Source organism: Streptomyces sp. NPDC060002 (assembly GCF_042737245.1).
In the GTDB taxonomy this organism is placed as follows: Bacteria; Actinomycetota; Actinomycetes; order Streptomycetales; family Streptomycetaceae; genus Streptomyces.
In genome coordinates this window covers 331,321-353,743 of the sequence record NZ_JBHWUW010000001.1, presented here as the reverse complement: position 1 = coordinate 353,743, position 22,423 = coordinate 331,321, and the positions used below count along the sequence as shown (strand labels likewise).

The following is a 22,423-nucleotide window of genomic DNA, read 5'->3' as shown; positions in this document are numbered from 1 at the left end:
CTTGATTCGCCGTTTTCTACGCAAGGAGAGAGCACACGTATGCCTTCCGCGTCCGGGACCACCCCCGGCAAGCTTCCCTTCGTCGTCTGGGTGCTCGCCGCCGGCACGTTCCTGATGGGGACCACCGAGTTCGTCGTCGCCGGGCTGCTGCCGGAGCTGGCCGGTGACCTCGGAGTCAGCGTCTCCCAGGCCGGCCTGCTGATCACCGCCTTCGCCATCGGCATGATCATCGGCGCGCCGACGATGGCCATGGCGACCCTGCGCCTGCCTCAACGCCGGACGCTGATCCTGGCCCTGTCCGTGTTCTGCCTCGGACATCTGGTCGCAGCCCTCAGCGCATCCTTCACGGTCGTCCTGGCCGCCCGCGTCGTCACCGCCCTGGCCACCGGAGCGTTCTGGTCCGTCGGTTTCGTCGTGGCCACCACCGCCGCGGGACCGCGCAACGCCACCCGCGCCACCGGTGTCATGATCGGCGGGCTGACCCTGGCCAACGTCGTCGGCGTGCCGATCGGGTCCTTCGCCGGCCAGTTCACCGGCTGGCGCGGCCCCTTCTGGGCCCTGGCCGTCCTCTCCGGGCTCGCCGCCGTGTTCATCGGCCGCTTCATCCCCGCCCAGGAGCAGCGTGTCGAGGTGTCCGTCCGAGCCGAGGTCCGGGCTCTGCGTCAGGGCCGGCTGTGGCTGGCGCTCGCCGCCGCGATGCTGATCATGGGCGGTGTCCTGGCGACATACACGTATGTCACTCCGCTGCTGACCGACCGCGCCGGCATCCCCGCAGGTGCCGTTCCGCTCGTCCTCATCGCCTTCGGCGTGGGCGCCCTGGGGGGCACCACCACGGGAGGCCGCCTGGGCGACCGACGTCCGATGGTCACCACCATCACGGCCGCCGCGGCCACCACCATGGTCCTGCTCCTGATGATCCCGCTGTCCGGCAACCCGGCGACAGCCACCCTTCTCGTCTTCCTCATGGGCCTGACCGGCTTCACGGTCAACCCGGTCGTCACGGCCCTCGCCATGCGCTTCGCGGGCGACGCGCCCACCCTCACCTCGGCGCTGACCACCTCCGCCTTCAACACCGGCATCGCCGCCGGTTCGCTGATCGCCGGTACGGCCCTGGACTCCTCCCTCGGCCTGACCGGCCCGCCCCTGGTCGGCACCGTCATCGCCGCCCTCACCCTGCTGCCCCTGATCGCCCTCGCCGTCCACGGCACTTCCCGCAAGGGCCGGATCGTGGCCCGGAGCAGCGCTCCCACGCACACGCGACACGACGAACCCGCGCAGGTGCCCTCGCAGCACTGACTCAAGCCCCGATCCGCGTACTGCCGACACGTACCCGACGACGTACCAGCAAGCGAGAGGACTCTTCCCATGACCGTGAGCAACGCGACCTTCACCGGCAAGGTGGCCTTCGTGACCGGAGCCGGCTCCGGCATCGGCCGCACCACAGCCGTCGCCTTCGCCCGCTCGGGCGCCCACGTCGCCCTCGCCGACCGGTCCGAGGACGGCCTGCGGGAGACCGCACGGCTCATCGAGGAGGCGGGCGGGCAGGCCCTGGCCCTCACCTGTGACGTCACCAGCGAAGACGACGTGCGGTCCGCGCTGGGCGACACCGTCCAGGCGTTCGGACGGCTGGACGTCGCCTTCAACAACGCCGGCGTCGAGCAGCCGGTCAAGCCGGCCGCGGACATCGCGAAGGACGAGTGGGACCGAGTCATCGGCGTCAGCCTGACCGGGATGTTCCTGTGCATGAAACACCAGATTCCCCTGATGCTCCAGCAGGGAGGCGGCGCGATCGTCAACGCCTCGTCGGGCGCCGGCGTCAAGGGCTTCAAGGGACAGGCCGCCTATGCCGCCGCGAAGCACGGCGTCATCGGCCTGACCCGCTCGACCGCCCTCGACTACGCGTCCTCCAACGTCCGGGTCAACGCCGTCTGCCCCGGCATCATCGACACCGAGATGATCCAACGCTTCGCCGAAAGCACCCCCGGCGGACGGGACGCCCTGATCGCGGACGAGCCGATCGGACGCCTCGGCACACCGGACGAGATCGCAGCCGCAGTGCTCTGGCTCTGCTCGGACGCCGCTTCCTTCGCCACCGGCCACGCCCTGGTCGTCGACGGCGGCCAGACCGTCTGACGGCGGTTCATGGCAAGGCGTCGTGCCGCCGCAAGCCCGTCCGGGCAGCCCCGAGGCCACTCGCGGCGCCACGTATCCGCTCTCGAACGGAGACCACGACGTGAACCCCACGTACGACTTCACCGGCCAGGTCGCCCTCGTTACCGGAGCCGGCGCCGGTATGGGCTGGCGACCGCCCGCGCGTTCGCCACGTCCGGAGCCGCCGTCGCCCTGACCGACATCGACGAAGCTGCCCTGAACGCAACCGCGAAGGAACTCATCGACGCTCCGCCCGGCCGGCGACTGCGCGTCTTCCAGGACGACAGGGTCCTCTTCCACGGCCAGCCGGTCGCCGTCGTGGTGGCCACCACCCTGGAGGCCGCGCAACACGGCGCGAGCCTGGTCAAGGTCCGTTACGACGCCGAGCAGCCCTCGACCGACCTCACCGGGGCCGAGCCGGACAAGCCGACGAACTACGCGCGCGGCGATGCCGAGGCCGCCCTGCGCTCGGCGGCCGTACGGCTGGACCTGGCCTACCGCACCGCGCGCAACCACCACAATCCGATGGAGCCGCACGCCACCATCGCCCGCTGGAACGGCGGCGAGCTCACCGTGTGGGACAAGACGCAGTGGGTGGTGGGCACGCAGACCGAACTCGCCGCGGTGTTCGGCCTGGAGATGGACGCGGTGCGGGTCATCTCGCCGTTCGTCGGGGGCGGTTTCGGCACGGCGCTGCGCTGCTGGCCGCACGTGATCGTCGCCGCGCTGGCCGCCCGCGAGACGAAGCGTCCGGTCAAGCTCGTCCTGAGCCGCAAGCAGATGTACCTCGGGACCGGGTTCCGGCCCTCGTACGCATACCGCCTGCGCCTGGGCAGCGACCGGCGCGGCCGTCTGTCCGCCGCGGTGCACGAGCTGGACGCCGAGACGTCGTCGTACGAGACGTTCACCGAGTCCATCCTGGCGGCCGGGCAGATGCTCTACAGCATGCCGAATGTGAGCCAGGCGTACCAGACGGTGCCGTTGGATCTGCCCACGCCCCTGTACATGCGCGGCCCCGGTTTTCAGACGGCCTCCTTCGTCATCGAGTCGGCCATGGACGAACTCGCCCACCAGCTCGGCGTCGATCCGATCGAACTGCGCCTCCGCAACGAACCGAACGAGGACGAGTCGTCCGGGCTGCCGTTCTCCACCCGCCGGCTGCGCGAGTGCTACACCGTCGGCGCCCGCGAATTCGGCTGGCACCGCCGCAACCGCGAGCCCCGCTCGACGCGTGAGGGGGACTGGCTGATCGGCAGGGGCATGGCCGCCGGCGTCTACGACACGGCGCGTGCCCCGGCCCAGGCCCGGGCCCGCCTCGACGCCGACGGCACCGCCGTGGTCGAGGCCGCCGCCACCGACATGGGCCCGGGTACGTACACCTCCCAGACCCAGGTCGCCGCCGACGCCCTCGGCCTGACCGTGCGCACGGTCACCTTCCGGCTGGGCGACTCCCTCTACCCGCCGACCCCACCGCACGGTGGCTCGATGACCATGGCCAGCGTCGGCTCCGCCACCCTCGACGCCTGCAACAAGGTCCGCCGTCAGGCGATCACATTGGCTGTCGAGGACCGCGAGTCGCCGCTGTACGGGGTGGCGGCCGACGATGTCGTGGTCCGGGGCGGCCGACTGCACGTGCAGAACGATCCGGCCCGCGGGGAGACATACCGGCGGCTGCTGGCCCGCAACGACCGCACCCACCTGCAAGCGGACGGCTCCTTCGCGCCGCCGTCGGGGCCGGAGCGGCACTCCTTCTACGCCTACAACGCGACCTTCGCCGAGGTGGCGGTGGATGCGGCCCTGGGTCTGGTGCGGGTGCGGCGGGTGCTCGGCGTGTACGACGCGGGCCGCGTCATCAGCCCCAAGCTCGCCGACAGCCAGGCGCTCGGCGGCATGGTCGGCGGCATCGGCACGGCTCTGCTGGAGCACACGGTCACCGACCACCGCGACGGCCGGATCGTCAACGCCAACCTCGCGGACTACCTCGTGCCCGTCAACGCCGACGTCCCCGACCTCAAGGCGATCTACCTGGACGGCGAGGACCGCGAGGCCGACCCGCTCGGCGTCAAGGGCCTCGGAGAGCTCGTGATGATCGGCGTGGCGCCCGCCGTCGCCAACGCGGTCTTCAACGCCACCGGCCGCCGCATCCGCGAACTACCCATCACCGCTGAGGCGTTGCTCTGATCCGCGGACTTCGGTCCGGCGCGGTGCACACCGCTCGTCCGGCAGCCTGCCCCCGTCCGGCTGCCGGACGCCCCAGGGCCGCCGCCGCGTGACGTCTCCCCGGCGTCACGGCGGCGGCCCGCTCACCTACCGATCCTGGCCCCGCCATGGAGAACTGCCATGCTGAACATCGCGGACACACTGCACCGCTGGTGCCGCGAGGCACGCCCCTTCGCCCTGGCCACCGTCGTCGGTGTGCGCGGCAGTGCCCCGCTGCCGGTCGGTACGTCGGTCGCGGTGGACGAGGACGGTGACGCCGTCGGCAGCATCTCCGGCGGCTGCGTCGAGGGACAGGTCTACGAACTGTGCCGACAGGTGCTCCGTGACCGGGGCGCTCCGCAGCGCGCATGGTTCGGCTACTCCGACGACGACGCCTTCGCTATCGGCCTGACCTGCGGCGGCGAACTCGACGTCTTCGTCCAGCGCGTCGACCCCACGGCGCAGCCGCATCTCGTCGACGCCCTCGACGAGGTCGTACAGGGCCGGCCGGCCGCCGTGGCGCAGGTCGTGGACGGCCCGGAGCGCCTCCTCGGCCTCACGTTGAGCGTGCTCGGCGCTGACCAGGTCGTCTGCGGGGCAGTGGACGACGGCCCGGCGAACCGGGCGGTGGCCGACCAGGCCAGGGCCCTGCTGCGGGCCGGCCGCACCGCCCGCGTCGACCTCGGCGGGACCGGGGACGGATGCCCCGAGCACCTGTCCGTCCTCGTCCACGTGGCGGCCACCCGCCCCCGCATGCTGGTCTTCGGCGCAGTCGACTTCGCCGCCGCCCTCAGCCAGGCCGGCCGTTTCCTGGGATACCGGGTCACCGTCTGCGACGCCCGCCCCGTCTTCGCCACGGCCGCCCGTTTCCCGTACGCGGACGAGATCGTCGTCGACTGGCCCCACCGCTACCTGGAACGCACCAGTGTGGACGAGCGCACGGCGGTATGCGTCCTCACGCACGACGCCAAGTTCGACATCCCCCTGCTGCGCCTGGCACTCGACCTGCCCGTCGCCTACGTGGGGGCCATGGGTTCCCGCCGTACCCACGAGGAGCGCCTGCGGCTCCTGCGCGAGGAGGACGTCGCGGAAGACCGTCTGGCCCGGCTGCGTTCCCCGATCGGCCTCGACCTCGGAGCGCGCACGCCTGAGGAGACGGCCGTCTCCATCACCGCGGAGATCATCGCTGAGGCCAACCGGGGCACGGGGCAGCCCCTGACCTGGATCACCGGCCCGATCCACCGGTCCCCGAGGTTGACGAGCTACCGGTAGGCCGGCCTCGAACTCTGCATTCGTTTCACATCGAGCCTTGGTTCTTCCTCAACATCCTTTGGAAACCTGTCGACTTCATCAGTCCGTCCGGCAAGCGCCGGGTGCCGTTCAGTGGTAGTCGTCAAGTATGGCCAGGACTTGGTCGTAGGTACCGTTGGCCGTCGCGTCGCGAAAGAACCTGGGGTCCACCGTGCTCCGCTTCCGGGGCGCGGGCCCGGCTGGGCTTCGACGGCGACGGCGAGCAGCAGCCCGTCCTGCGATTGTTCCCCTGGCCTTCGAGGCGGCGCGCCGGCCGCGCCCCGGCCTTCGGACTCCGCCAAGTCCGGACGATGCATCAATCGGCACTGGACCGAGGCGGTCTTCCGTCCATGCTCCCGGTTGACGGCTTCGTGGCAGCCGGTCGAGCAGATCGCGCAGGTGAGAAGCCCTGGTCTCCACGGCGCACGATGTTGTAGAAAGTCTTCGAGTGGAAGACATGCCGATGTACAGTGAACGAAGCCCCTGACCTGCAGAAAGCTGGCGGGGAGCCGTCCTCCAGGAGTCCAAAGTGCTGCGCACCATGTTCAAGTCCAAGATCCACCGTGCCACCGTCACCCAGGCCGACCTGCACTATGTGGGATCGGTGACCATCGACGCCGAGCTGCTGGACGCTGCCGACCTGTTGCCGGGGGAGCTCGTCCACATCGTCGACATCACCAACGGGGCGCGGCTCGAGACGTATGTCATCGAGGGCGAGCGCGGCTCGGGCGTCGTCGGCATCAACGGGGCCGCCGCCCACCTCGTGCACCCCGGCGATCTGGTGATCATCATCAGTTACGCTCAGGTGGCCGACGCCGAGGCGCGGGCCCTGGAGCCGCGGGTGGTGCACGTGGACCGTGACAACCGGATCGTGGCCCTCGGAGCGGACCCCTCGGAGCCGGTACCGGGCTCCGACCAGGAGCGCAGCCCGCAGGCGGTGTCGGTCTGACCGCAGCAGCCATCGCACGCATCGCACCGGGAGTGCCCATGAGCGACATCGAGATCCGCGACGACCGGGCGGCGGGCCGCCTCGAGGCCCTCGGCGACGGCGGTGAAGTCGTGGGTCACATCGAGTACTTCGTCCTGGAGTCGCCCGCGCCCGCCCTGGTGCCGGTGCACACCCTCGTCGAGCCCGCCCACGAGGGAAAGGGCATCGCCGGGTCGCTGGCGCGGGAACTGTACGCCGCCTCGGGGCGTGAGGGCATCCCGGTGGCGCCGCTCTGCCCGTACGTCGTGAAGTGGGCCGAACGGCACCCCGAGGAGGCTCCGGCGGCCGACCCCGAGCTGCTGCGCGCCGCCAAGGACTGGCTGCGGGCGCACCCCGGCCGTTTCTGACCGGCGCGCCCGCGGCGCCGAACGCGGTGCCGGCCGGTCGAGCCCACCCGGGTGAGTGGCCGAGGCCGCCCCGGGTACGCGGGGGAGGAGTCCAGAGCCAAGCCTCACATCCGGCCGGAGGACACCATGACCAACCCGTACGCCGATCCCGTCCACCCCGACCCCGTGCAGCCCGATCCGTCCCGGCCCGGTCCGCCGCCGGGACCGGACCCGGGCCCTCCGGAGCCGTTCCCGAGCCCGGTGCCCGCTCCCGAGCCGCCGCCGGGACCGGAGCCGACGCCGCCGCCGCGGCCCGGCCCGCCGCCGGATCCCTTCCCGTCCCCGTCGCCGGTTCCGCCGGGACCGGAACCGGTTCCGAGTCCGGAACCGGGCCCACCCCTCACCTGACGGGACAAGGGGACGAGGGGACAGCGGTGGGCGACGGGGACCGCCGCCCACCGCGATGCCATCGACGGAGGACTACGCCTCCGTCTCCGACCGGTCGCCGCCCCACAGGGTGTGGAACGCGCCTTCGCGGTCCACCCGCCGGTAGGTGTGCGCCCCGAAGAAGTCCCGCTGTCCCTGCGTGAGCGCCGCCGGCAGCCGCTCCGCGCGCAACGCGTCGTAGTACGCGAGCGCCGCCGCGAACCCGGGCGTCGGCACGCCCTGAAGCGTCGCGGACACCAGCACCTCACGCCACGGGTCCTGCGCGGCCGCGATCTCCGAGGCGAACGTCTCGTCGGACAGCAGGCTCGGCAGGTCCGCCCGGTTGTCGTACGCGGCGCGGATCCGGTCGAGGAACGCCGCGCGGATGATGCAGCCGCCGCGCCAGATCGAGGAGACGGCGCCGAGATCGATGTCCCAGCCGTACTCTTCGCTGCCCGCGGCGATCTCGTGGAAGCCCTGCGTGTACGACACGATCTTCGAGGCGTACAGCGCCTGCTCCACCCGGTCGGCGAAGGCCTGCGCCTCCGCCCTGCCCAGCGCGGACGCCTTCGGTCCCGCCAGGCCGCGCGAGGCCTCGCGCAGCTCCGCGTGCCCCGACAGCGACCGTGCGAAGACGGCCTCCGCGATGCCCGACACCGGAACGCCCAGGTCGAGGGCGATCTGGACCGTCCAGCGGCCGGTGCCCTTCTGTTCCGCCTGGTCGACCACCACGTCCACGAAGGGCCGGCCCGTCGCCGCGTCCACGTGGGACAGCACCTCGGCGGTGATCTCGATCAGGTAGGAGTCGAGGCGGCCGGTGTTCCAGGTGCGGAAGATGTCCGCGATCTGCGCGGGCTCGTACCCGGCGACATCACGCAACAACTGGTAGGCCTCGCCGATCAGTTGCATGTCGGCGTACTCGATGCCGTTGTGGACCATCTTCACGAAGTGACCGGCGCCGTCCGGGCCGATGTGCGTGACGCAGGGCGCCCCGTCCGCCGCCTTCGCCGAGATCTTCTCCAGCATCGGGCCCAGCGACTCGTACGACTCGGGTGAGCCGCCCGGCATGATGCTCGGGCCGTGCAGCGCGCCCTCCTCACCACCGGAGATGCCCGTGCCGACGAAGTGGATGTCCTGCTCGCGCAGTTCGCGCTCGCGGCGGCGGGTGTCGGCGAAGTGCGCGTTGCCGCCGTCGATGATCATGTCGCCCGGTTCGAGCAGCGGGGCGAACTCCCGGATCACCGCGTCGGTCGGCTCACCGGCCTTCACCATGATCACCAGGCGGCGGGGCCGCTCCAGCGCCGCCACGAACTCCTTGGCGGTCTCGGCGGCGACGAACTCGCCCTCGTGGCCGAACTCCTCGACCAGGGCGTGCGTCCGGGCCGCCGTACGGTTGTGCAGCGCGACCGTGTAGCCGTTGCGTGCGAAGTTGCGGGCGAGATTGCGGCCCATGACCGCGAGTCCCGTGACGCCGATCTGAGCTGAAGTGCTCATACGGTTGGCTCCTCCAGGGGGTGTGCCCGTGCATTCGGTCAGTGTCGTCCTGAGACCATCTTGACGGGTTCCCCGGCCGGATTCCCGCCCGGGGCGCCCGGCGTCCGCCCGCGCGTCGGAGCGGCCGGTTGTCGCCTTGTCATGGCCTGTTCGCCGCCCTTACTTTTGCCCCTCCTGACGCATGTCGAGGGGGATCTCCATGGCCGTACGCGGCCGGCACCGCCGGTATCAGCCGAACAGGATCAACCGGGCCTCACTCACCGTCACGGCGGGCGGTGCCGGTATCGCGCTGCCGCTGATCGGCACCGGCGCAGCTCAAGCGGCCGACGTGGACACCTGGAACAAGGTCGCCGCGTGCGAGTCGACCAACGACTGGAACATCAACACCGGCAACGGCTACTACGGCGGACTCCAGTTCACCCAGTCCACCTGGGAGGCGTACGGCGGTACGCGGTACGCGCCCCGTGCGGATCTGGCCACCAAGGACCAGCAGATCGCCGTGGCCGAGAGGGTGCTGGACGGACAGGGGCCCGGCGCCTGGCCCGTCTGCTCGGTGCGGGCCGGGCTGAGCCGGAGCGGCGACGCCCCCGACATCCGCCCGAACGGCACCTCGGCGAAGTCCGCCAAGCCGTCCGGCAGGGCGGCGACGCCGTCCGGGTCGTCCACCAAGTCGTCCACGACGTCGACGACGTCCCTGGACGACGTACGGCCCCAGAGCACACCGCAGTCCCGCGCGGGCACCGCCGAGATGTACACCGTGGTCCGCGGCGACACCCTCTCCGCCATCGCGGACACCGAGGAGGTCGAGGGCGGCTGGCGGGGGCTCTACGCCGCCAACCGGACGACCGTCGGCGGCGACCCCGACCTGATCCTCCCCGGCCAGCGGCTCAGCCTGGACGGCCGGGCGGGCGCCACGGCCAAGGCCCCGGGCGGCACCGAGCCCCGGACGGAGAAGCCGAAGACCTCCCCGGGCGCCAAGGAGAGCAAGCCGGCCAAGAGCACCAAGGCCAAGGACACCGACGGCAAGGCGACGACCGGCCATTCCCTCGTGTCGCCCGTCAGCGCCTCCACCGGAACGCCGTACCACGCGACGGGTTCGTCCTGGTCGAAGGGCTACCACACCGGCGTCGACTTCCCCGTGCCCACCGGCACGTCCGTGCGGGCGGTCAAGCCGGGCGAGGTGGTGAGCGCGGGCTGGGCCGGTTCCTTCGGCTACCAGGTGGTCATCCGGCACGCCGACGGACGCTACTCGCAGTACGCCCACCTGTCGGCGATCTCCGTACGGGACGGGCAGTCGGTGAGCGGCGGGCAGCGCATCGGCCGGTCCGGTTCCACCGGCAACAGCACGGGCCCGCATCTGCACTTCGAGGTGCGGACCGGGCCCGGTTTCGGGACGGACGTCGACCCGGTGGCGTATCTCCGGGCCGGCGGCGTCAAGATTTGACTCGCTCCCGATGCCGGTCCACGACCGGCATCGGGACGTAGAGACCTCCGTACAGCGGGGTGTAGAACGACGGAGGCACGTCCCCGCCCGGCGGGTCCTCCTCGTAGCGGTCCTCGCCGTCGTCGACGACCGTGGTCGGGGCCAGTACGAGCCGTTCCTCCGACACCTGTGCCGACCGCGCCTCCACCGGCGCCGCTCCGGCGAGCCCCAGGTTCTCCCGTGCCGCTTTTGCCGACCGCACGTCCTGCGGCAGCGGCGCGCCCGCCTGCTCGGGGAACCGCATCCCGCCCGTCGCGCTTCCGGTCACCTCGGCCACAGGGGCCGGGGCCGGGGCGACGGCCCGGCCCTTCGCCGTACCGGTGTCCATCTGGGTCCGCGCGGAAGGGACAGTGGTCGCCGCCGTCTCCGGCCGGGCGCCCTGGAGGCGCTCCGTCGTGAGCAGGATGAGTCCGCCCGCCGCCACCACTCCGCAGCCCAGGGCGAGCACGGTGCCCGTGGTGCCGTAGCGGAAGGTCTCGCCGAACATCGTGATGCCGACCGCGGCCGCCACCACCGGGTTGACCACCGTCAGCGTGGCCAGCGGGGCCTCGAGGCCCGCGCCCCGGTAGGAGGCCTGCGACAGCAGCATGCCGGCCGTGGCCAGCACGCCGATCACGGCCAGGGACGGGACGTCGGCCGTCGAGACGCCGCCGGTCCAGTCGACCGCGACGGTCTTGGTGAACACCGACGACATGCCGAACGCTATGCCGGACGCCGTCGCCAGCAGCATGCTGCGGACCGCCGGGTGCCGGTGTGCGGCCCGCCCGGCCACCATCAGGGCCACGACCGCGCCCGCGGTCACCACGGCCACGCTGACCCGCTGCGGGGTGCTCAGCGACTGTGCGTCGGAAGCCCCCACCAGGGACAGCAGACCGGCGAGACCGACCGTCGCCATGATCGCGCCCCGCCAGGCCGTCGCCCCGGCCCTGCGGCCGACGAACAGCGCGGCCATGGGCAGCGCGAACACGATGGTCAGCGCGCCGAGCGGCTGAACCAGGCTGAGGGGACCGTAGGCGAGCGCCACCACGTGCAGAAGTCCGCCGAGACCGTTCAGCGCCACCGCGGCCCACCAGCCCGGACGGCGCAGCGGGGCGTACTCCTCGACGGGCGAGGACAGCGCGACCTGCTCCTGCACGATCGCCCCGGCCGCGTACGCGACAGCGGAGACGAGCGACAGGACCACGGACAACGCGAGGGCGCTCATGAGCTGCTCCTCTGCGTGAGGCGGGGGCGCGGGGCCCGGCGCGGCGAACGGTCGGCTCTCATAACCAACACGATGCCCTGTCGATCTGTTCCCGTCGTCGTACCTGAGCACGCAATAAGTCCTACTACCGATGGAGTACGGAGAGCCCGCCGTCCTCCCTCAGGCGGGTGACGGACCAGGGATCCCCCTGAGCGCGACCCCTACCCTCCTTGGTACTACTGCACTTCGTGGACCTCGACCCCGATCTCACCGCGCTCCGCCCGCTCGGCCCCTTCTTCGCCCTGCGCACACCAGGCAGCCCCGTAGAGCCGGCCGCGGCGCTGCCGTCCCTCGCCCGGGCCTACACGGAGAAGGCCTGCCGGGCGACCCCCGGGAGCGCGGCACCTGACGTCCACGGGGATCCGCTGGCCTTCCGGGTCCGCAAGGTGGCCCGGGCCCTGCGCGCCCCCGAGGACCGGATCGGGGCCTCGGTGGCGCAGCAGGGCCTCGCGGCCCGGCTCTGGTCGGTGACGCTGGGCTGCGCCGTCCTGTACGGGAGCGTCCCCGACCTCGCGCCGGGGCTGCTGCGCTGGGACCCGGACGCGGCCGCCCCGGACGACCTGTGGCTGACCGAGGTGCGGGCCCGCCCAGGGGACGCGGCGACCGTCGCCGCGACGGTCCTCGACGGCCACCTCGTACCCCTCTCCGCCGCGCTGCGCGCCCGCCACCCGGTCGCGCCGGGCCTGCTGCGGGGCAACTCCGGATCGGCGCTGGCCGGAGCCGCCCGCCAGATGGAGCTGTGGGCCCGGGCGCACGGCCGTCCGGACCTCGCCGAACGCGCGCGTGCCCTCACCGCCGAACTGTTCGCCCACCCCCTCCTCGCGGCCACCGGGACACTCACCGGCACCGCGTTCCGCCGCCGCAGCTGCTGCCTGTACTACCGGGTGCCCGGCGGAGGCGTCTGCGGCGACTGTTGCTTCGCACGGCCCCCGCGCTCTTCCCCACGCGCCCCGTCTGGGTGACCATGAAGGGAGCCGGTCGCTGAGAGTGGGGGTTCCGGGTGCGAGTGGGACTGCTGACCCGGGAGTATCCCCCGGACGTGTACGGCGGTGCGGGCGTCCATGTCGAGTTCCTCGCCCGTGAGCTGAGGCGGCTGGTCGACCTCGACGTGCACTGCTGGGGCGAGGGCCGCACCGAGGGGGTCCAGCGGCATCGCCCCTGGTCCGCGCTGGACGGCGCCAACGAGGCGCTGCGCACCTTCTCCGTGGACCTCGCCATGGCGGCCGCCCTCGAAGGCCGCGAGCTCGTCCACTCCCACACCTGGTACGCCAACCTGGCCGGCCACCTCGCCAAGGAGCTGTACGGCGTTCCGCACGTGGTGACCGCGCACTCGCTGGAGCCGCTGCGGCCCTGGAAGGCCGAGCAGCTCGGCGGCGGCTACGCCCTGTCGGGCTGGGCCGAGCGGACCGCGGTGGAGGCCGCCGACGCGGTGATCGCCGTCTCCACCGCGATGCGCGAGGACATCCTCGCCTGCTACCCGACGCTCGCCCCGGACCGGGTCCACGTCGTCCACAACGGCATCGACACCGACCTCTACCGTCCCGACCACGGCACCGGCGCCCTCACCCGGATCGGCCTGGACCCGGACCGCCCGTTCGTGCTGTTCGTCGGCCGCATCACCCGGCAGAAGGGTGTGCCCCATCTGCTGCGCGCCGTACGGAACATCGACCCGGCGGCGCAGGTCGTGCTGTGCGCGGGAGCGCCCGACACCCCCGAGGTCGACCGGGAGTTCCGCGACCTCTTCGCCGAGCTGAGCCGGGCCCGGGACGGCGTGCACTGGATCCCGAAGATGCTGCCGCGCCCCGAGGTGATCCAACTCCTCACGCACGCCGCCGTGTTCGTCTGTCCCTCGGTGTACGAACCGCTCGGCATCGTCAATCTGGAGGCGATGGCCTGCGGCACTCCCGTCGTGGCCTCCCGGATCGGCGGGATCCCGGAGGTCGTCGAGGACGGGGTGACCGGGACGCTCGTGGACGTGGACGAGGATTTCGAGGCGGGCCTCGCGCGGGCGCTGGACGCGGTCCTCGGTGACCCGGCGGCCGGGGGCCTGATGGGCGAGGCCGGACGGGCGCGCGCGGTGGGGGAGTTCGGCTGGGACGCGGTGGCCCGGCGGACGGTCCGGCTGTACGAGGAGATCGTCAAACAGGCTTAGTTCCCCCGGCCGGGGGCAACCATGGTTTCAACCAGGGTGAGGGGAGCGGCCATGCGTCGTGGTGGGCCTTCGGTGCTCGGAATCGTGCTGGCGGGCGGTGAGGGCAAACGCCTGATGCCGCTGACGGCCGACCGCGCCAAACCAGCGGTCACCTTCGGTGGCACGTACCGGCTCGTCGACTTCGTGCTGTCCAATCTCGTCAACGCCGACATCCTGCGCATCTGTGTGCTGACGCAGTACAAGTCGCACTCGCTGGACCGGCACATCACCACCACCTGGCGGATGTCGAGCCTGCTCGGCAACTACATCACGCCGGTCCCGGCCCAGCAGCGGCTCGGCCCGCGCTGGTACCTCGGCAGCGCCGACGCCATCCTGCAGTCGCTGAACCTCATCTACGACGAACGGCCCGAGTACGTGGCCGTGTTCGGCGCCGACCACGTCTACCGCATGGATCCGCGCCAGATGCTCACCCAGCACATCGAGAGCGGCGCGGGTGTGACGGTGGCCGGGATCCGCGTCCCGCGCGTCGAGTCCTCCTCCTTCGGGGTGATCACCCCGGGCTCGGACGGGCTGACGGTCGAGCGTTTCCTGGAGAAGCCGGCCGACCCGCCCGGGCTCGCCGACGACCCGGAGTGCGTGTTCGCGTCGATGGGCAACTACATCTTCACCACCAAGGCGCTGATAGAGGCGCTCCAGCGGGACGCCGAGGACGAGAGCTCCGTCCACGACATGGGCGGCTCGATCCTGCCCCAGCTCACCCAGCGCGGCGAGGCCCGGCTGTACGACTTCCACGACAACCACGTGCCCGGCGAGACCACCCGGGACCAGGGCTACTGGCGGGACGTCGGCACGCTCGACGCGTACTACGACGCCCATATGGACCTGATCGCCGAGCGCCCCGCCTTCAACCTGTACAACCGCGGCTGGCCCGTCTACACCCACTCGGGCCAGCTGTCCCCGGCGCGTTTCAACGCGGGCGGCATCGCCGGCGAGTCGATCATCAGTTCGGGGTGCCTGATCCGCGGGCAGGTGACCCGCTCGGTGCTGTCGCCGGGCGTGGTGGTCGACCCGGGAGCGGTCGTGCAGGGGTCGATCCTGCACGACAACGTGCACATCGGACGGGGTGCGGTCGTGCGCGGGGCGGTGCTCGACAAGAACGTGGAGGTCCCTCCGGGTGCGACCATCGGCGTGAACCCGGAGCGGGACGCGGAGCTGTACACGGTGTCGAAGGGCGGCGTGATAGCCCTGGGAAAGGGCCAACAGGTGCCCTGAACTTAATGCGCTGTTAACTGTGTGTAGCTTGATCGTACTTGACCGTAATCGCCCGGGCGCGCTTGACTGATTGCCTCCACTCTTAGCCGACGCGAGGCAAGCCCTTGACTGCTGATGATCTGCTGGCCCCCCTCGACCTGGCGTTCTGGAACCTCGAGTCGGCCGAGCACCCCATGCACCTGGGAGCGCTCGGCGTCTTCACGGCGCAGTCGCCCACCGCGGGCGCCCACGCCGCCGACCTGCTCGCGGCCCGCGCCGCCGCCGTCCCCGGTCTGCGCATGCGGATCCGGGACGTGTGGCGGCCGTTCGACCGCTCGGAACCGTTCGACCTGCGCCGGTCGCTCGCCTTCGGCGGCGCGACCCGGGAGGCGGACCCCGACTTCGACCCCCTGCACCACGTCACGCTGCACGCGCCCGCCGCCGACTTCCAGACCGAGGCCGGGCGGCTCATGGAACGCCCCCTGGAGCGCGGCCGCCCGCCCTGGGAGGCCCACGTCCTGCCCGCCGAGGACGGCGACCGCTTCGCCGTGCTCTTCAAGTTCCACCACGCCCTCGCCGACGGCCTGCGCGCCCTGACCCTGGCCGCGGCCGTCCTCGACCCCATGGATCTGCCCGCGCCCCGGCCCCGCCCCGCCGAACCGGCCCGCGGACTCCTGCCCGACGTGCGCAGACTGCCCGGCATCCTGCGCGGAGCCGTCTCCGACGTGGGCCGCGCCCTCGACATCGGCGCCTCCGTCGCCGTGCACACCCTGGGCATGCGCCCCACCCCCGCCCTCACGGCCGCGCCCAGCGGCACCCGCCGCACCGCCGGCGTCGTCATCGACCTCGACGACGTGCACCGGATCCGCAAGGTCGCCGGCGGCACCGTCAACGACGTGCTGATCGCGGTCGTCGCCGGGGCCCTGCGCCGCTGGCTCGACGAACGCGGCGACGGCAGCGAGGGCGTCGTGCCGCGCGCGCTCATCCCCGTCTCCAAGCGCCGCCCGCGCACCGCCCATCCGCAGGGCAACCGGCTCTCCGGGTACCTGATGCGGCTTCCCGTCGACGACCCGGACCCGCTGCGCCGCCTCGACACGGTCCGCGCCGCCATGGACCGCAACAAGGACGCGGGGCCCGGCCGGGGCGCCGGCGCCGTCGCCCTGCTCGCCGACCACGTCCCGGCCCTCGGTCACCGCCTCGGCGGCCCGCTGGTCGGCCAGGCCGCCCGGCTCTGGTTCGACATCCTCGTCACCAGCGTGCCCCTGCCCAGCCTCGGTCTGAAGCTCGGCGGGAACCCGGTGACCGAGGTCTTCCCGTACGCCCCGCTCGCCCGCGGCCAGGCCCTGGCGGTCGCCGTATCCACCTACCGCGGCCGGATCCACTACGGGCTCGTCGCCGACGCCGAGGCGGTTCCCGACCTCGACCTGTTCGCGCGCGCCCTGACCGCTGAGGTGGAGACGCTCATCACGGCCTGCGGCTCTTGACGGGAACGGGTTTGGAGGAGAGGCCCGGCGCTCCGTAAAATCCGTCCTTCGAGGGCGGACTCGGTCGGAGCGCCGCACGGGTGATCAGGGAAGCGGCAGCGCGATGACGGTGACAGAGGACGGCTCGACGGCGGTCACGGAGGAGGTCGTGGACGAGGTCGTGTACGGGCCCGGCATCGACCCGGAGCGGCTCGCCGTCTGCCTCGCCGTGCTGGACGAGCTCGACAGGCTGGACGTCGACCACCCCGACGCGATCGCCGTGCGCCGGGCCACCGCCGGCGTCTACCGCACCGTGAAGCAGCGCCGCCGCCAGGACCGCCGGGCCGCCAAGACCGCCCACGACAAGGCGGTCACCGAGGCCACCGCGACCGGCTCCGCCCAGCGCATCGACGACGAGACCGAGGGCATCCTGCCCTCCTCGGTCACCGAGGAGGGCAGGATCGCGGGGATACTCCAGCGCCCGCGCTCCTGCTACACCTGCAAGACCCGGTACGTCGAGGTCGACTACTTCTACCACCAGCTCTGCCCGGACTGCGCCAACGAGAACCGCACCCGCCGCGACGCCCGTGCGGACCTCGGCGGCAAGCGCGCGCTGCTCACCGGCGGCCGCGCCAAGATCGGCATGTACATCGCGCTGCGGCTGCTGCGTGACGGCGCCCACACCACGATCACGACGCGCTTCCCGAAGGACGCCATCCGCCGCTTCAAGGCCATGGACGACTCGGGCGACTGGATGCACCGCCTGGAGGTCGTCGGCATCGACCTGCGCGACCCGGCGCAGGTCGTGGCGCTCGCCGACCGGGTCGCCGAGGCGGGCCCGCTCGACATCCTCGTCAACAACGCGACGCAGACCGTACGCCGGCTGCCCTCCGCCTACGCCGCCCTGGTGGGCGGCGAGAGCGCCTCGCTGCCCGCCGGCGAGCTGCCCGCCCACCACGTCATCGGCGCCTTCAACTCCGGCGCGGTCGACGGGCTCGCCACGCTGCCGCTCGGCACCGGCGGCCCGGACGCGCAGAAGGTCGCCGACCTCGCCCTGGTCGCGGGCAACGCCAGCATCGCCCGGCACCTCGACGGCACCGCCATCGACGCGGGCGGGCTGGTACCGGACGTCGTCGACACCAACACCTGGGTACAGACCATCGAGCAGATCTCCCCGGTGGAGCTTCTCGAGACCCAGCTGTGCAACTACACGGCGCCGTTCATCCTGATCAGCAAGCTCCGCCCGGCCATGGCCGATGCCGCCGGGAAGGCGGCCAGCGGGCGCGCGTACATCGTCAACGTCTCGGCGATGGAGGGCGTCTTCGGCCGCGGCTACAAGGGCGCAGGCCACCCGAACACCAACGCCGCCAAGGCCGCGATGAACATGGTGACGCGGACCAGCGGCCAGGAGATGTTCCAGACCGACGGCATCCTCATGACCTCGGTCGACACCGGCTGGATCACCGACGAGCGGCCGCACTACGACAAGCTGCGCCTGGCCGAGGAGGGCTTCCACGCCCCGCTCGACCTGGTCGACGGCGCGGCCCGGGTCTACGACCCGATCGTGCGCGGCGAGCACGGCGAGGACCTGTACGGGGTGTTCCTGAAGGACTACGCGCCGGGCAAGTGGTGACGGTCCGGGGTACGGGTCGCGCGTGACCCGTCGTCCCCCGGGGACGCGGTACGCGCCGCCCGTACCCTCGTGCCGCCGTCCACCACCAGGTCCGCGCCGGTGACCCAGTCGGCCTCGTCCGACGCCAGCCACAGCACCGCCCTCGCCACGTCCGCCGGCTCGCCGATCCTGCCGAGCGGCAGGCCCGGCGCGATCTCCGCTTCCCCCGGCTCCCAGACGAACCGGGCCATCTCGGTCCGTACCAGGCCGGGGGAGACGGAGTTCACCCGCACTCGCGGGCCCAGTTCGCCCGCGAGCTGCCCGGTGAGGTGGAGGAGGGCCGCCTTGCTGGTGCCGTAGGCGCCGACGCCGGGGCCGACGTGTCCCGCACCCTCCGTGCAGATGTTGACGATTACACCGCCGTGCTCGCGCATCCAGCCCCGCCACGCGCACTGCACCAGCCGCAGCGGCGCCTCGACGTTCACCGTGAACGCCTCCCGCCAGGCGCCGGGATCGGCGTCCATGAGGGGTCCGTAGGGCTGGTTGGTCGCCGCGTTGTTGACCAGCACGTCCAGCCGGCCGAACGCGTCCAGGCACAGCTCCGCCAGCTTCCGCGGATGCCCGGGGTCCCCGATGTCGCCGGCCAGTCCGACGCCGTCCAGCTCCCCGGCCGCACGGCGGACCCGGTCCGGGTCCCGCGCGCTGACGCACACACGCGCCCCGGCGTCGGCGAGCGCCCGCGCCACCGCCCAGCCGATCCCGCGTGTGGCCCCCGTGACGACGGCGGCCCTGCCCCGCAACCCGTACGACGACGTCATCGGCGTACGGTCTCATGACGGACCGTCAGTCGACAGCCCCGAGGCGCGAGTTCCGTGCCGCCACGAGTTCCAGCACCGTGCGCCAGTCCTCCAGCACGCCCGCGTCGAAGCCGGCCGCCCGGCCGTCCTCGTCGGCCTGGCGCAGGCTGAGCAGATCGTCGTCGGCGGTGGGCTCGTGCCAGGGGTGCAGCCGGACGAGGCGGGAGACGCGGGTGCCGAGCAGGGGCCGTACGGCGTCGGCGGCCCGGTCCGGCCGGCCGGCGGCGCCGGTGGGGCACAGCAGGTGGCCGATGGGGTGGACGAGCCCGGTGAGCTGGAGCTCCTTGTCGGCGGGGCGGCCGCGGCGCAGCAGTGCCGCCGTCTGGAGCGCGTGATCGTGCAGGTCTACGCCGGGCACACCGCGGTCCGGGGTGTCCCGCACACCCCGGCAGGCGTACAGCAGGTCCATCAGCTCCTCGACGCTGCGCAGCTCCATGCGTCAGTCCTTCCGCGAGACCGCCGGTGCCGGACGCCAGCAGACCATGGCCTGCTTGCGACCGGACGAACGGCACTTGAACTGCGCGGCGAACTCTCGGGCGAATGCGCGGCCTCGCTGGTCCGCCACGCCCATCAATATCCCCCGGACGGGTGAATTAAGAAGGTGCATCAAGGTGGAAAAGAGTTCAATTCACCTGCGGTGACATACGGGTGACTTGCCATGGTTACCCCAAATTTTCAGCCCTATCGAGCGGCCACCCGCTCATTTGGTTAATGTGTAGCGGACGGACAGCAGTACGGAGTGCCACCCACACCCACGGTCCGTCATGGGACAGGCCGCTTCACAACGGCTCGCCCTCCAAGAAGTTGCCGGCGCCACCGCGTCCTCGACCGACTTGAGCCAGGCCCGAGGGAGCGTCAGGCGCCGGACCGCAGACTGGCCGGCACGCCCCGAGGGTGACCCGACACATAAGGAGTGCGCGGTGACACCGGAGAAGACGAATCGCGAGCAACGCCCCAAGGAACGCCCGGAGCGGGCCGGCCGCCGGCCCGGCGAGATCGGCAGCCTCGACGTGTGGGCCCGCTCCGCCCCCATCCGCCTGGCGGGCTACGAGGAGGACCTCGCCGAGCCCCACATCCTGCCCAGCGTGGACTGAGTCGCTCGCGGTCGCCCGGCTCGGGTGTGCGCCAGACACACCCGAGCCGGGCCCGCCGCTCCGCTCAGTCGAGCGGAGCCGTCCGTCGCCACGGACGCAGGCTCTCCAACTGCTCGGCCAGCCGCAGCAGTTCGCCCTCCCGGCCCGGCAGGCCCACCAGCTGCACCGCGGTGGGAGCACCGGACGGCAGCGTGCCGAAGGGGACCGCCACGGCGGGCCAGCCGGTCAGGTTCCACGGCGGCGTCAGCGGCGAGTAGTTCGTGTTCACCAGGACGTTGCGCAGCCAGCCCCGCTCGTGCCACGGCGCCGACTTCGGCGACCGTCGCGCCAGCGCCGGGGTGAGCAGCACGTCGTACTCCGCGAAGAACGGCTCGAGACGTCGGCGCAGTGCGTCCCGTGCCGAGCCGCCGCGCACCCCGGACAGGAAGCGCCGGCCGACGGCCGCGTGCACCCGGGTGCGCCGGGCCAGCAGCCGGGGGTCGAGGCTCGCGGCGTCCACGGCCGTGCCCGCCGTCCAGTGCGCCAGCGAGGTGACGCCCAGCGACAGCGGATACGGCGGCTCGGCCCGTTCCACCTGGTGCCCCGCCCGGACCAGCACCCCGGCCGCGTCCCGCGCGGCGCCGGTGTACGGCTTGCTCACCGTGATCCCGGCCAGCGGGCTGCGCACGGAGACGGCGATCCTCAGCCCGCCGGGCTCCCCGGCCGACGCGATGTCCGCGTCCGCGAGGACCGACAGCATCAGCCGCGCGTCCTCGACCGTCGTCGCCAGCGGACCGTTCTCCGACATCCCGAACCAGTCGCCCTCGCCGATCCCGGCGGGCACCACCCCGTGGCCCGGCTTGATGGTCACCAGGCCGCAGTTGGCCGCCGGGATGCGCAGCGAGCCCATGCCGTCGTTGCCGAGGGCGATCGGCACCAGGCCCGCGGCGACCGCGGCCGCGCTGCCGCCCGACGAGCCGCCCGCCGTGCGGGAGGTGTCCCAGGGGTTGCGGGCGGTGCCGTGCACGCCCTCCGTGGTGCCGAAGACGCACAGCTCCGGCACGTTGGTCAGGCCCACGACCACCGCGCCGGCCGCCCGCAGCCGGGCCACCGTGACATGGTCGGCGTCGGCCGGGGTGTCCGGTGTCGCGGCCGACCCGACCCGGGTCGACTCGCCCCGCACGCCGAGGTTGTCCTTGACTGCCACCGGCACCCCGGCCAGTGGCAGTCCGGCCAGGTCGCCCCGGGCGGCCAGCGCGTCGGCCTCGGCCAGGGCCGCTCGGGCCCGCACCGTACGGAACGCTCCGATCCGGCCGTCCAGCAGCTCGATCCGCGCGAGATGCTCGGCCACCACCTCACGGGGCGTGACCTCCTTCGCGCGTACGGCGGCGGCGATCTCGACGGCGGTCCGGCCGGCCCAGCTGGTCACAGGCAGCTCCCTCGGTGTGCGTGCACTACTGGCGAGTACGTGGGAGAACTCTGCCCCGCCGGAGGTCGCGCGTCGAGAGGCGGCCGGGACTCAGGGCCCCACCTGTCCCCTGAGCCACTCCTCCACCTCGCCGACGTGGGCGGCCGCCGCCGCCCGGGCGGCCTCCGGATCGCGGGCGGCCAGCGCGCGGTGGATCGCGGCGTGTTCGCGACGGGTCCGGGCGAAGGCGCCTTCCTCCTGGTAGCCGCGCCAGACGCGGGCCCGGAAGGTGCGTGAGGAGAGGCCCTCCAGGATCGCCGCCATCGTCTCGTTGCCGGCGGCCGCCGCGATCACCCGGTGGAACTCCAGGTCGTGCGCGAGGATCTCCTCCGGGTCGTCCGTCGCGTTCATCGCCGCCAGGTGACCCTCCACGACGGCCAGCTGCTCCGGGGTGATGCGGGCCGCGGCCAGTGCGGTGGCCGTCGACTCCAGGATCCGGCGTACCTGGAGCAGTTCGACCAGACGCGGGCCCCGCGACAGATCGGCCACCACCCCGAACGTCTCCAGCAGGTCCCCCGCCTTCAGCGCGGTGACGTAGATCCCGGAACCGTGCCGGGCCTCCAGCACCCCCAGCACGGTGAGCGCCCGGATCGCCTCGCGCATCGAGCTGCGGGAGATCCCCAGCTGGACCGCGAGATCGCGCTCGGTCGGCAGTCGCTGGCCGGGCTCCAGCGACCCGTCGGTGATCATCGCCTTGATCCGCTCGATGGCGCGCTGGGTCACCGTGCCCTTCGGCACGGCGGTCCCGCTGCGCGGGGTGTCTTCCACGTGGCCTCTCCTGTCGCCGGTGCGCCCCCGATCCCCACCGATGTGGTCGGACCACTTGGACCCGAGACTCGTCAAAAAGCTACCCGGGGGGTGTTGTGGAGCGGAAGTGGTCTGATAAATATGCGGCAGGTATCCGCCGGCGACTTCCGGGCCGCCGACCTCGCGATCCGGAAGGAGAA

The 22,423-nt window shown here is 72.4% G+C and carries 18 protein-coding genes and 1 pseudogene; 13 read left to right on the top strand and 6 right to left on the bottom strand.

The features are described from left to right. Window positions 1-39: 39 nt before the first annotated feature. The 6 genes and pseudogenes from ACFWBD_RS01585 (at window position 40) to ACFWBD_RS01560 (ending at window position 6,975) form a co-directional block, all read left to right on the top strand. On the top strand, window positions 40-1,296 hold the full coding sequence (locus ACFWBD_RS01585) for an MFS transporter (RefSeq protein WP_385661053.1): 1,257 nt from the start codon (window positions 40-42) through the stop codon (window positions 1,294-1,296). Between the two features lie 69 nt (window positions 1,297-1,365). After that, entirely contained in the window at window positions 1,366-2,133 is a 768-nt protein-coding gene (locus tag ACFWBD_RS01580) for an SDR family oxidoreductase (protein WP_385661052.1), read from the top strand. Window positions 2,134-2,400: 267 nt separating this feature from the next. After that, window positions 2,401-4,332 (top strand): annotated as a pseudogene (locus tag ACFWBD_RS01575) (xanthine dehydrogenase family protein molybdopterin-binding subunit); the annotation flags it as partial. A 159-nt stretch (window positions 4,333-4,491) separates the two neighbouring features. Then, window positions 4,492-5,622, top strand: coding sequence for an XdhC family protein (locus ACFWBD_RS01570; RefSeq protein WP_385661049.1), 1,131 nt, complete (start codon window positions 4,492-4,494; stop codon window positions 5,620-5,622). Window positions 5,623-6,169: 547 nt separating this feature from the next. Continuing rightward, complete coding sequence (panD, locus tag ACFWBD_RS01565; protein WP_385661046.1) at window positions 6,170-6,589, top strand: aspartate 1-decarboxylase; 420 nt, start codon at window positions 6,170-6,172, stop codon at window positions 6,587-6,589. Window positions 6,590-6,627: 38 nt separating this feature from the next. Then, entirely contained in the window at window positions 6,628-6,975 is a 348-nt protein-coding gene (locus tag ACFWBD_RS01560) for a GNAT family N-acetyltransferase (RefSeq protein WP_385661044.1), read from the top strand. A gap of 459 nt (window positions 6,976-7,434) precedes the next feature. On the opposite strand, the gene gndA is transcribed toward ACFWBD_RS01560, so the two are convergent. Next, window positions 7,435-8,874 carry an NADP-dependent phosphogluconate dehydrogenase gene (gndA, locus tag ACFWBD_RS01555; protein ID WP_385661041.1) on the bottom strand — a complete coding sequence of 480 codons (1,440 nt, stop codon included), beginning with the start codon at window positions 8,872-8,874 and terminating at the stop codon, window positions 7,435-7,437. Between the two features lie 199 nt (window positions 8,875-9,073). Between gndA and ACFWBD_RS01550 the strand changes: the two genes are divergently transcribed. Next, entirely contained in the window at window positions 9,074-10,318 is a 1,245-nt protein-coding gene (locus tag ACFWBD_RS01550) for a transglycosylase family protein (protein WP_385661038.1), read from the top strand. Here ACFWBD_RS01550 and ACFWBD_RS01545 read toward each other — a convergent pair. Then, window positions 10,308-11,561 carry a DMT family transporter gene (locus tag ACFWBD_RS01545; protein WP_385661035.1) on the bottom strand — a complete coding sequence of 418 codons (1,254 nt, stop codon included), beginning with the start codon at window positions 11,559-11,561 and terminating at the stop codon, window positions 10,308-10,310. The two genes, ACFWBD_RS01550 and ACFWBD_RS01545, sit on opposite strands and share 11 nt — an antisense overlap. A 227-nt stretch (window positions 11,562-11,788) precedes the next feature. Between ACFWBD_RS01545 and ACFWBD_RS01540 the strand changes: the two genes are divergently transcribed. The 5 genes from ACFWBD_RS01540 to ACFWBD_RS01520 all read left to right on the top strand — a co-directional run bounded on the left by ACFWBD_RS01540 (window position 11,789) and on the right by ACFWBD_RS01520 (window position 18,099). After that, a complete protein-coding gene (locus tag ACFWBD_RS01540; RefSeq protein WP_385661506.1) occupies window positions 11,789-12,562 on the top strand; it encodes a (2Fe-2S)-binding protein in 774 nt (257 codons plus the stop codon). 38 nt (window positions 12,563-12,600) lie between these two features. Then, a complete protein-coding gene (gene glgA, locus ACFWBD_RS01535; RefSeq protein WP_385661032.1) occupies window positions 12,601-13,752 on the top strand; it encodes a glycogen synthase in 1,152 nt (383 codons plus the stop codon). A gap of 51 nt (window positions 13,753-13,803) precedes the next feature. Next, complete coding sequence (glgC, locus tag ACFWBD_RS01530; protein WP_385661029.1) at window positions 13,804-15,024, top strand: glucose-1-phosphate adenylyltransferase; 1,221 nt, start codon at window positions 13,804-13,806, stop codon at window positions 15,022-15,024. A 104-nt stretch (window positions 15,025-15,128) separates the two neighbouring features. Then, a complete protein-coding gene (locus ACFWBD_RS01525; protein ID WP_385661027.1) occupies window positions 15,129-16,487 on the top strand; it encodes a wax ester/triacylglycerol synthase family O-acyltransferase in 1,359 nt (452 codons plus the stop codon). Between the two features lie 103 nt (window positions 16,488-16,590). After that, complete coding sequence (locus ACFWBD_RS01520; RefSeq protein ID WP_385661025.1) at window positions 16,591-18,099, top strand: SDR family NAD(P)-dependent oxidoreductase; 1,509 nt, start codon at window positions 16,591-16,593, stop codon at window positions 18,097-18,099. On the opposite strand, the gene ACFWBD_RS01515 is transcribed toward ACFWBD_RS01520, so the two are convergent. Further along, window positions 18,078-18,896: an SDR family oxidoreductase gene (locus ACFWBD_RS01515; RefSeq protein ID WP_385661023.1), complete on the bottom strand. Its 819-nt coding sequence runs from the start codon at window positions 18,894-18,896 to the stop codon at window positions 18,078-18,080. The two genes, ACFWBD_RS01520 and ACFWBD_RS01515, sit on opposite strands and share 22 nt — an antisense overlap. A gap of 25 nt (window positions 18,897-18,921) precedes the next feature. Beyond that, on the bottom strand, window positions 18,922-19,371 hold the full coding sequence (locus ACFWBD_RS01510) for a hypothetical protein (RefSeq protein ID WP_385661022.1): 450 nt from the start codon (window positions 19,369-19,371) through the stop codon (window positions 18,922-18,924). 484 nt (window positions 19,372-19,855) lie between these two features. On the opposite strand from ACFWBD_RS01510, the gene ACFWBD_RS01505 reads away from it, so the two are divergent. Beyond that, complete coding sequence (locus ACFWBD_RS01505) at window positions 19,856-20,029, top strand: hypothetical protein (RefSeq protein WP_020127513.1); 174 nt, start codon at window positions 19,856-19,858, stop codon at window positions 20,027-20,029. Window positions 20,030-20,093: 64 nt separating this feature from the next. Here the strand turns inward: ACFWBD_RS01505 and ACFWBD_RS01500 are convergent, their stop codons facing one another. Both ACFWBD_RS01500 and ACFWBD_RS01495 read right to left on the bottom strand, forming a co-directional pair. Then, window positions 20,094-21,437 carry an amidase gene (locus tag ACFWBD_RS01500; protein WP_385661019.1) on the bottom strand — a complete coding sequence of 448 codons (1,344 nt, stop codon included), beginning with the start codon at window positions 21,435-21,437 and terminating at the stop codon, window positions 20,094-20,096. 90 nt (window positions 21,438-21,527) lie between these two features. After that, on the bottom strand, window positions 21,528-22,244 hold the full coding sequence (locus ACFWBD_RS01495; RefSeq protein WP_385661017.1) for a FadR/GntR family transcriptional regulator: 717 nt from the start codon (window positions 22,242-22,244) through the stop codon (window positions 21,528-21,530). Window positions 22,245-22,423 lie beyond the last annotated feature (179 nt).

What these genes read in the sequence shown, in the direction of transcription:
- ACFWBD_RS01585 (WP_385661053.1), top strand. Translation starts at nt 40, where the DNA reads ATGCCTTCCGCGTCCGGGACCACCCCCGGCAAGCTTCCCTTCGTCGTC.
- ACFWBD_RS01580 (WP_385661052.1), top strand. Translation starts at nt 1,366, where the DNA reads ATGACCGTGAGCAACGCGACCTTCACCGGCAAGGTGGCCTTCGTGACC.
- ACFWBD_RS01570 (WP_385661049.1), top strand. Translation starts at nt 4,492, where the DNA reads ATGCTGAACATCGCGGACACACTGCACCGCTGGTGCCGCGAGGCACGC.
- ACFWBD_RS01560 (WP_385661044.1), top strand. Translation starts at nt 6,628, where the DNA reads ATGAGCGACATCGAGATCCGCGACGACCGGGCGGCGGGCCGCCTCGAG.
- gndA (WP_385661041.1), bottom strand. Translation starts at nt 8,874, where the DNA reads ATGAGCACTTCAGCTCAGATCGGCGTCACGGGACTCGCGGTCATGGGC.
- ACFWBD_RS01550 (WP_385661038.1), top strand. Translation starts at nt 9,074, where the DNA reads ATGGCCGTACGCGGCCGGCACCGCCGGTATCAGCCGAACAGGATCAAC.
- ACFWBD_RS01545 (WP_385661035.1), bottom strand. Translation starts at nt 11,561, where the DNA reads ATGAGCGCCCTCGCGTTGTCCGTGGTCCTGTCGCTCGTCTCCGCTGTC.
- glgC (WP_385661029.1), top strand. Translation starts at nt 13,804, where the DNA reads ATGCGTCGTGGTGGGCCTTCGGTGCTCGGAATCGTGCTGGCGGGCGGT.
- ACFWBD_RS01520 (WP_385661025.1), top strand. Translation starts at nt 16,591, where the DNA reads ATGACGGTGACAGAGGACGGCTCGACGGCGGTCACGGAGGAGGTCGTG.
- ACFWBD_RS01515 (WP_385661023.1), bottom strand. Translation starts at nt 18,896, where the DNA reads ATGACGTCGTCGTACGGGTTGCGGGGCAGGGCCGCCGTCGTCACGGGG.
- ACFWBD_RS01510 (WP_385661022.1), bottom strand. Translation starts at nt 19,371, where the DNA reads ATGGAGCTGCGCAGCGTCGAGGAGCTGATGGACCTGCTGTACGCCTGC.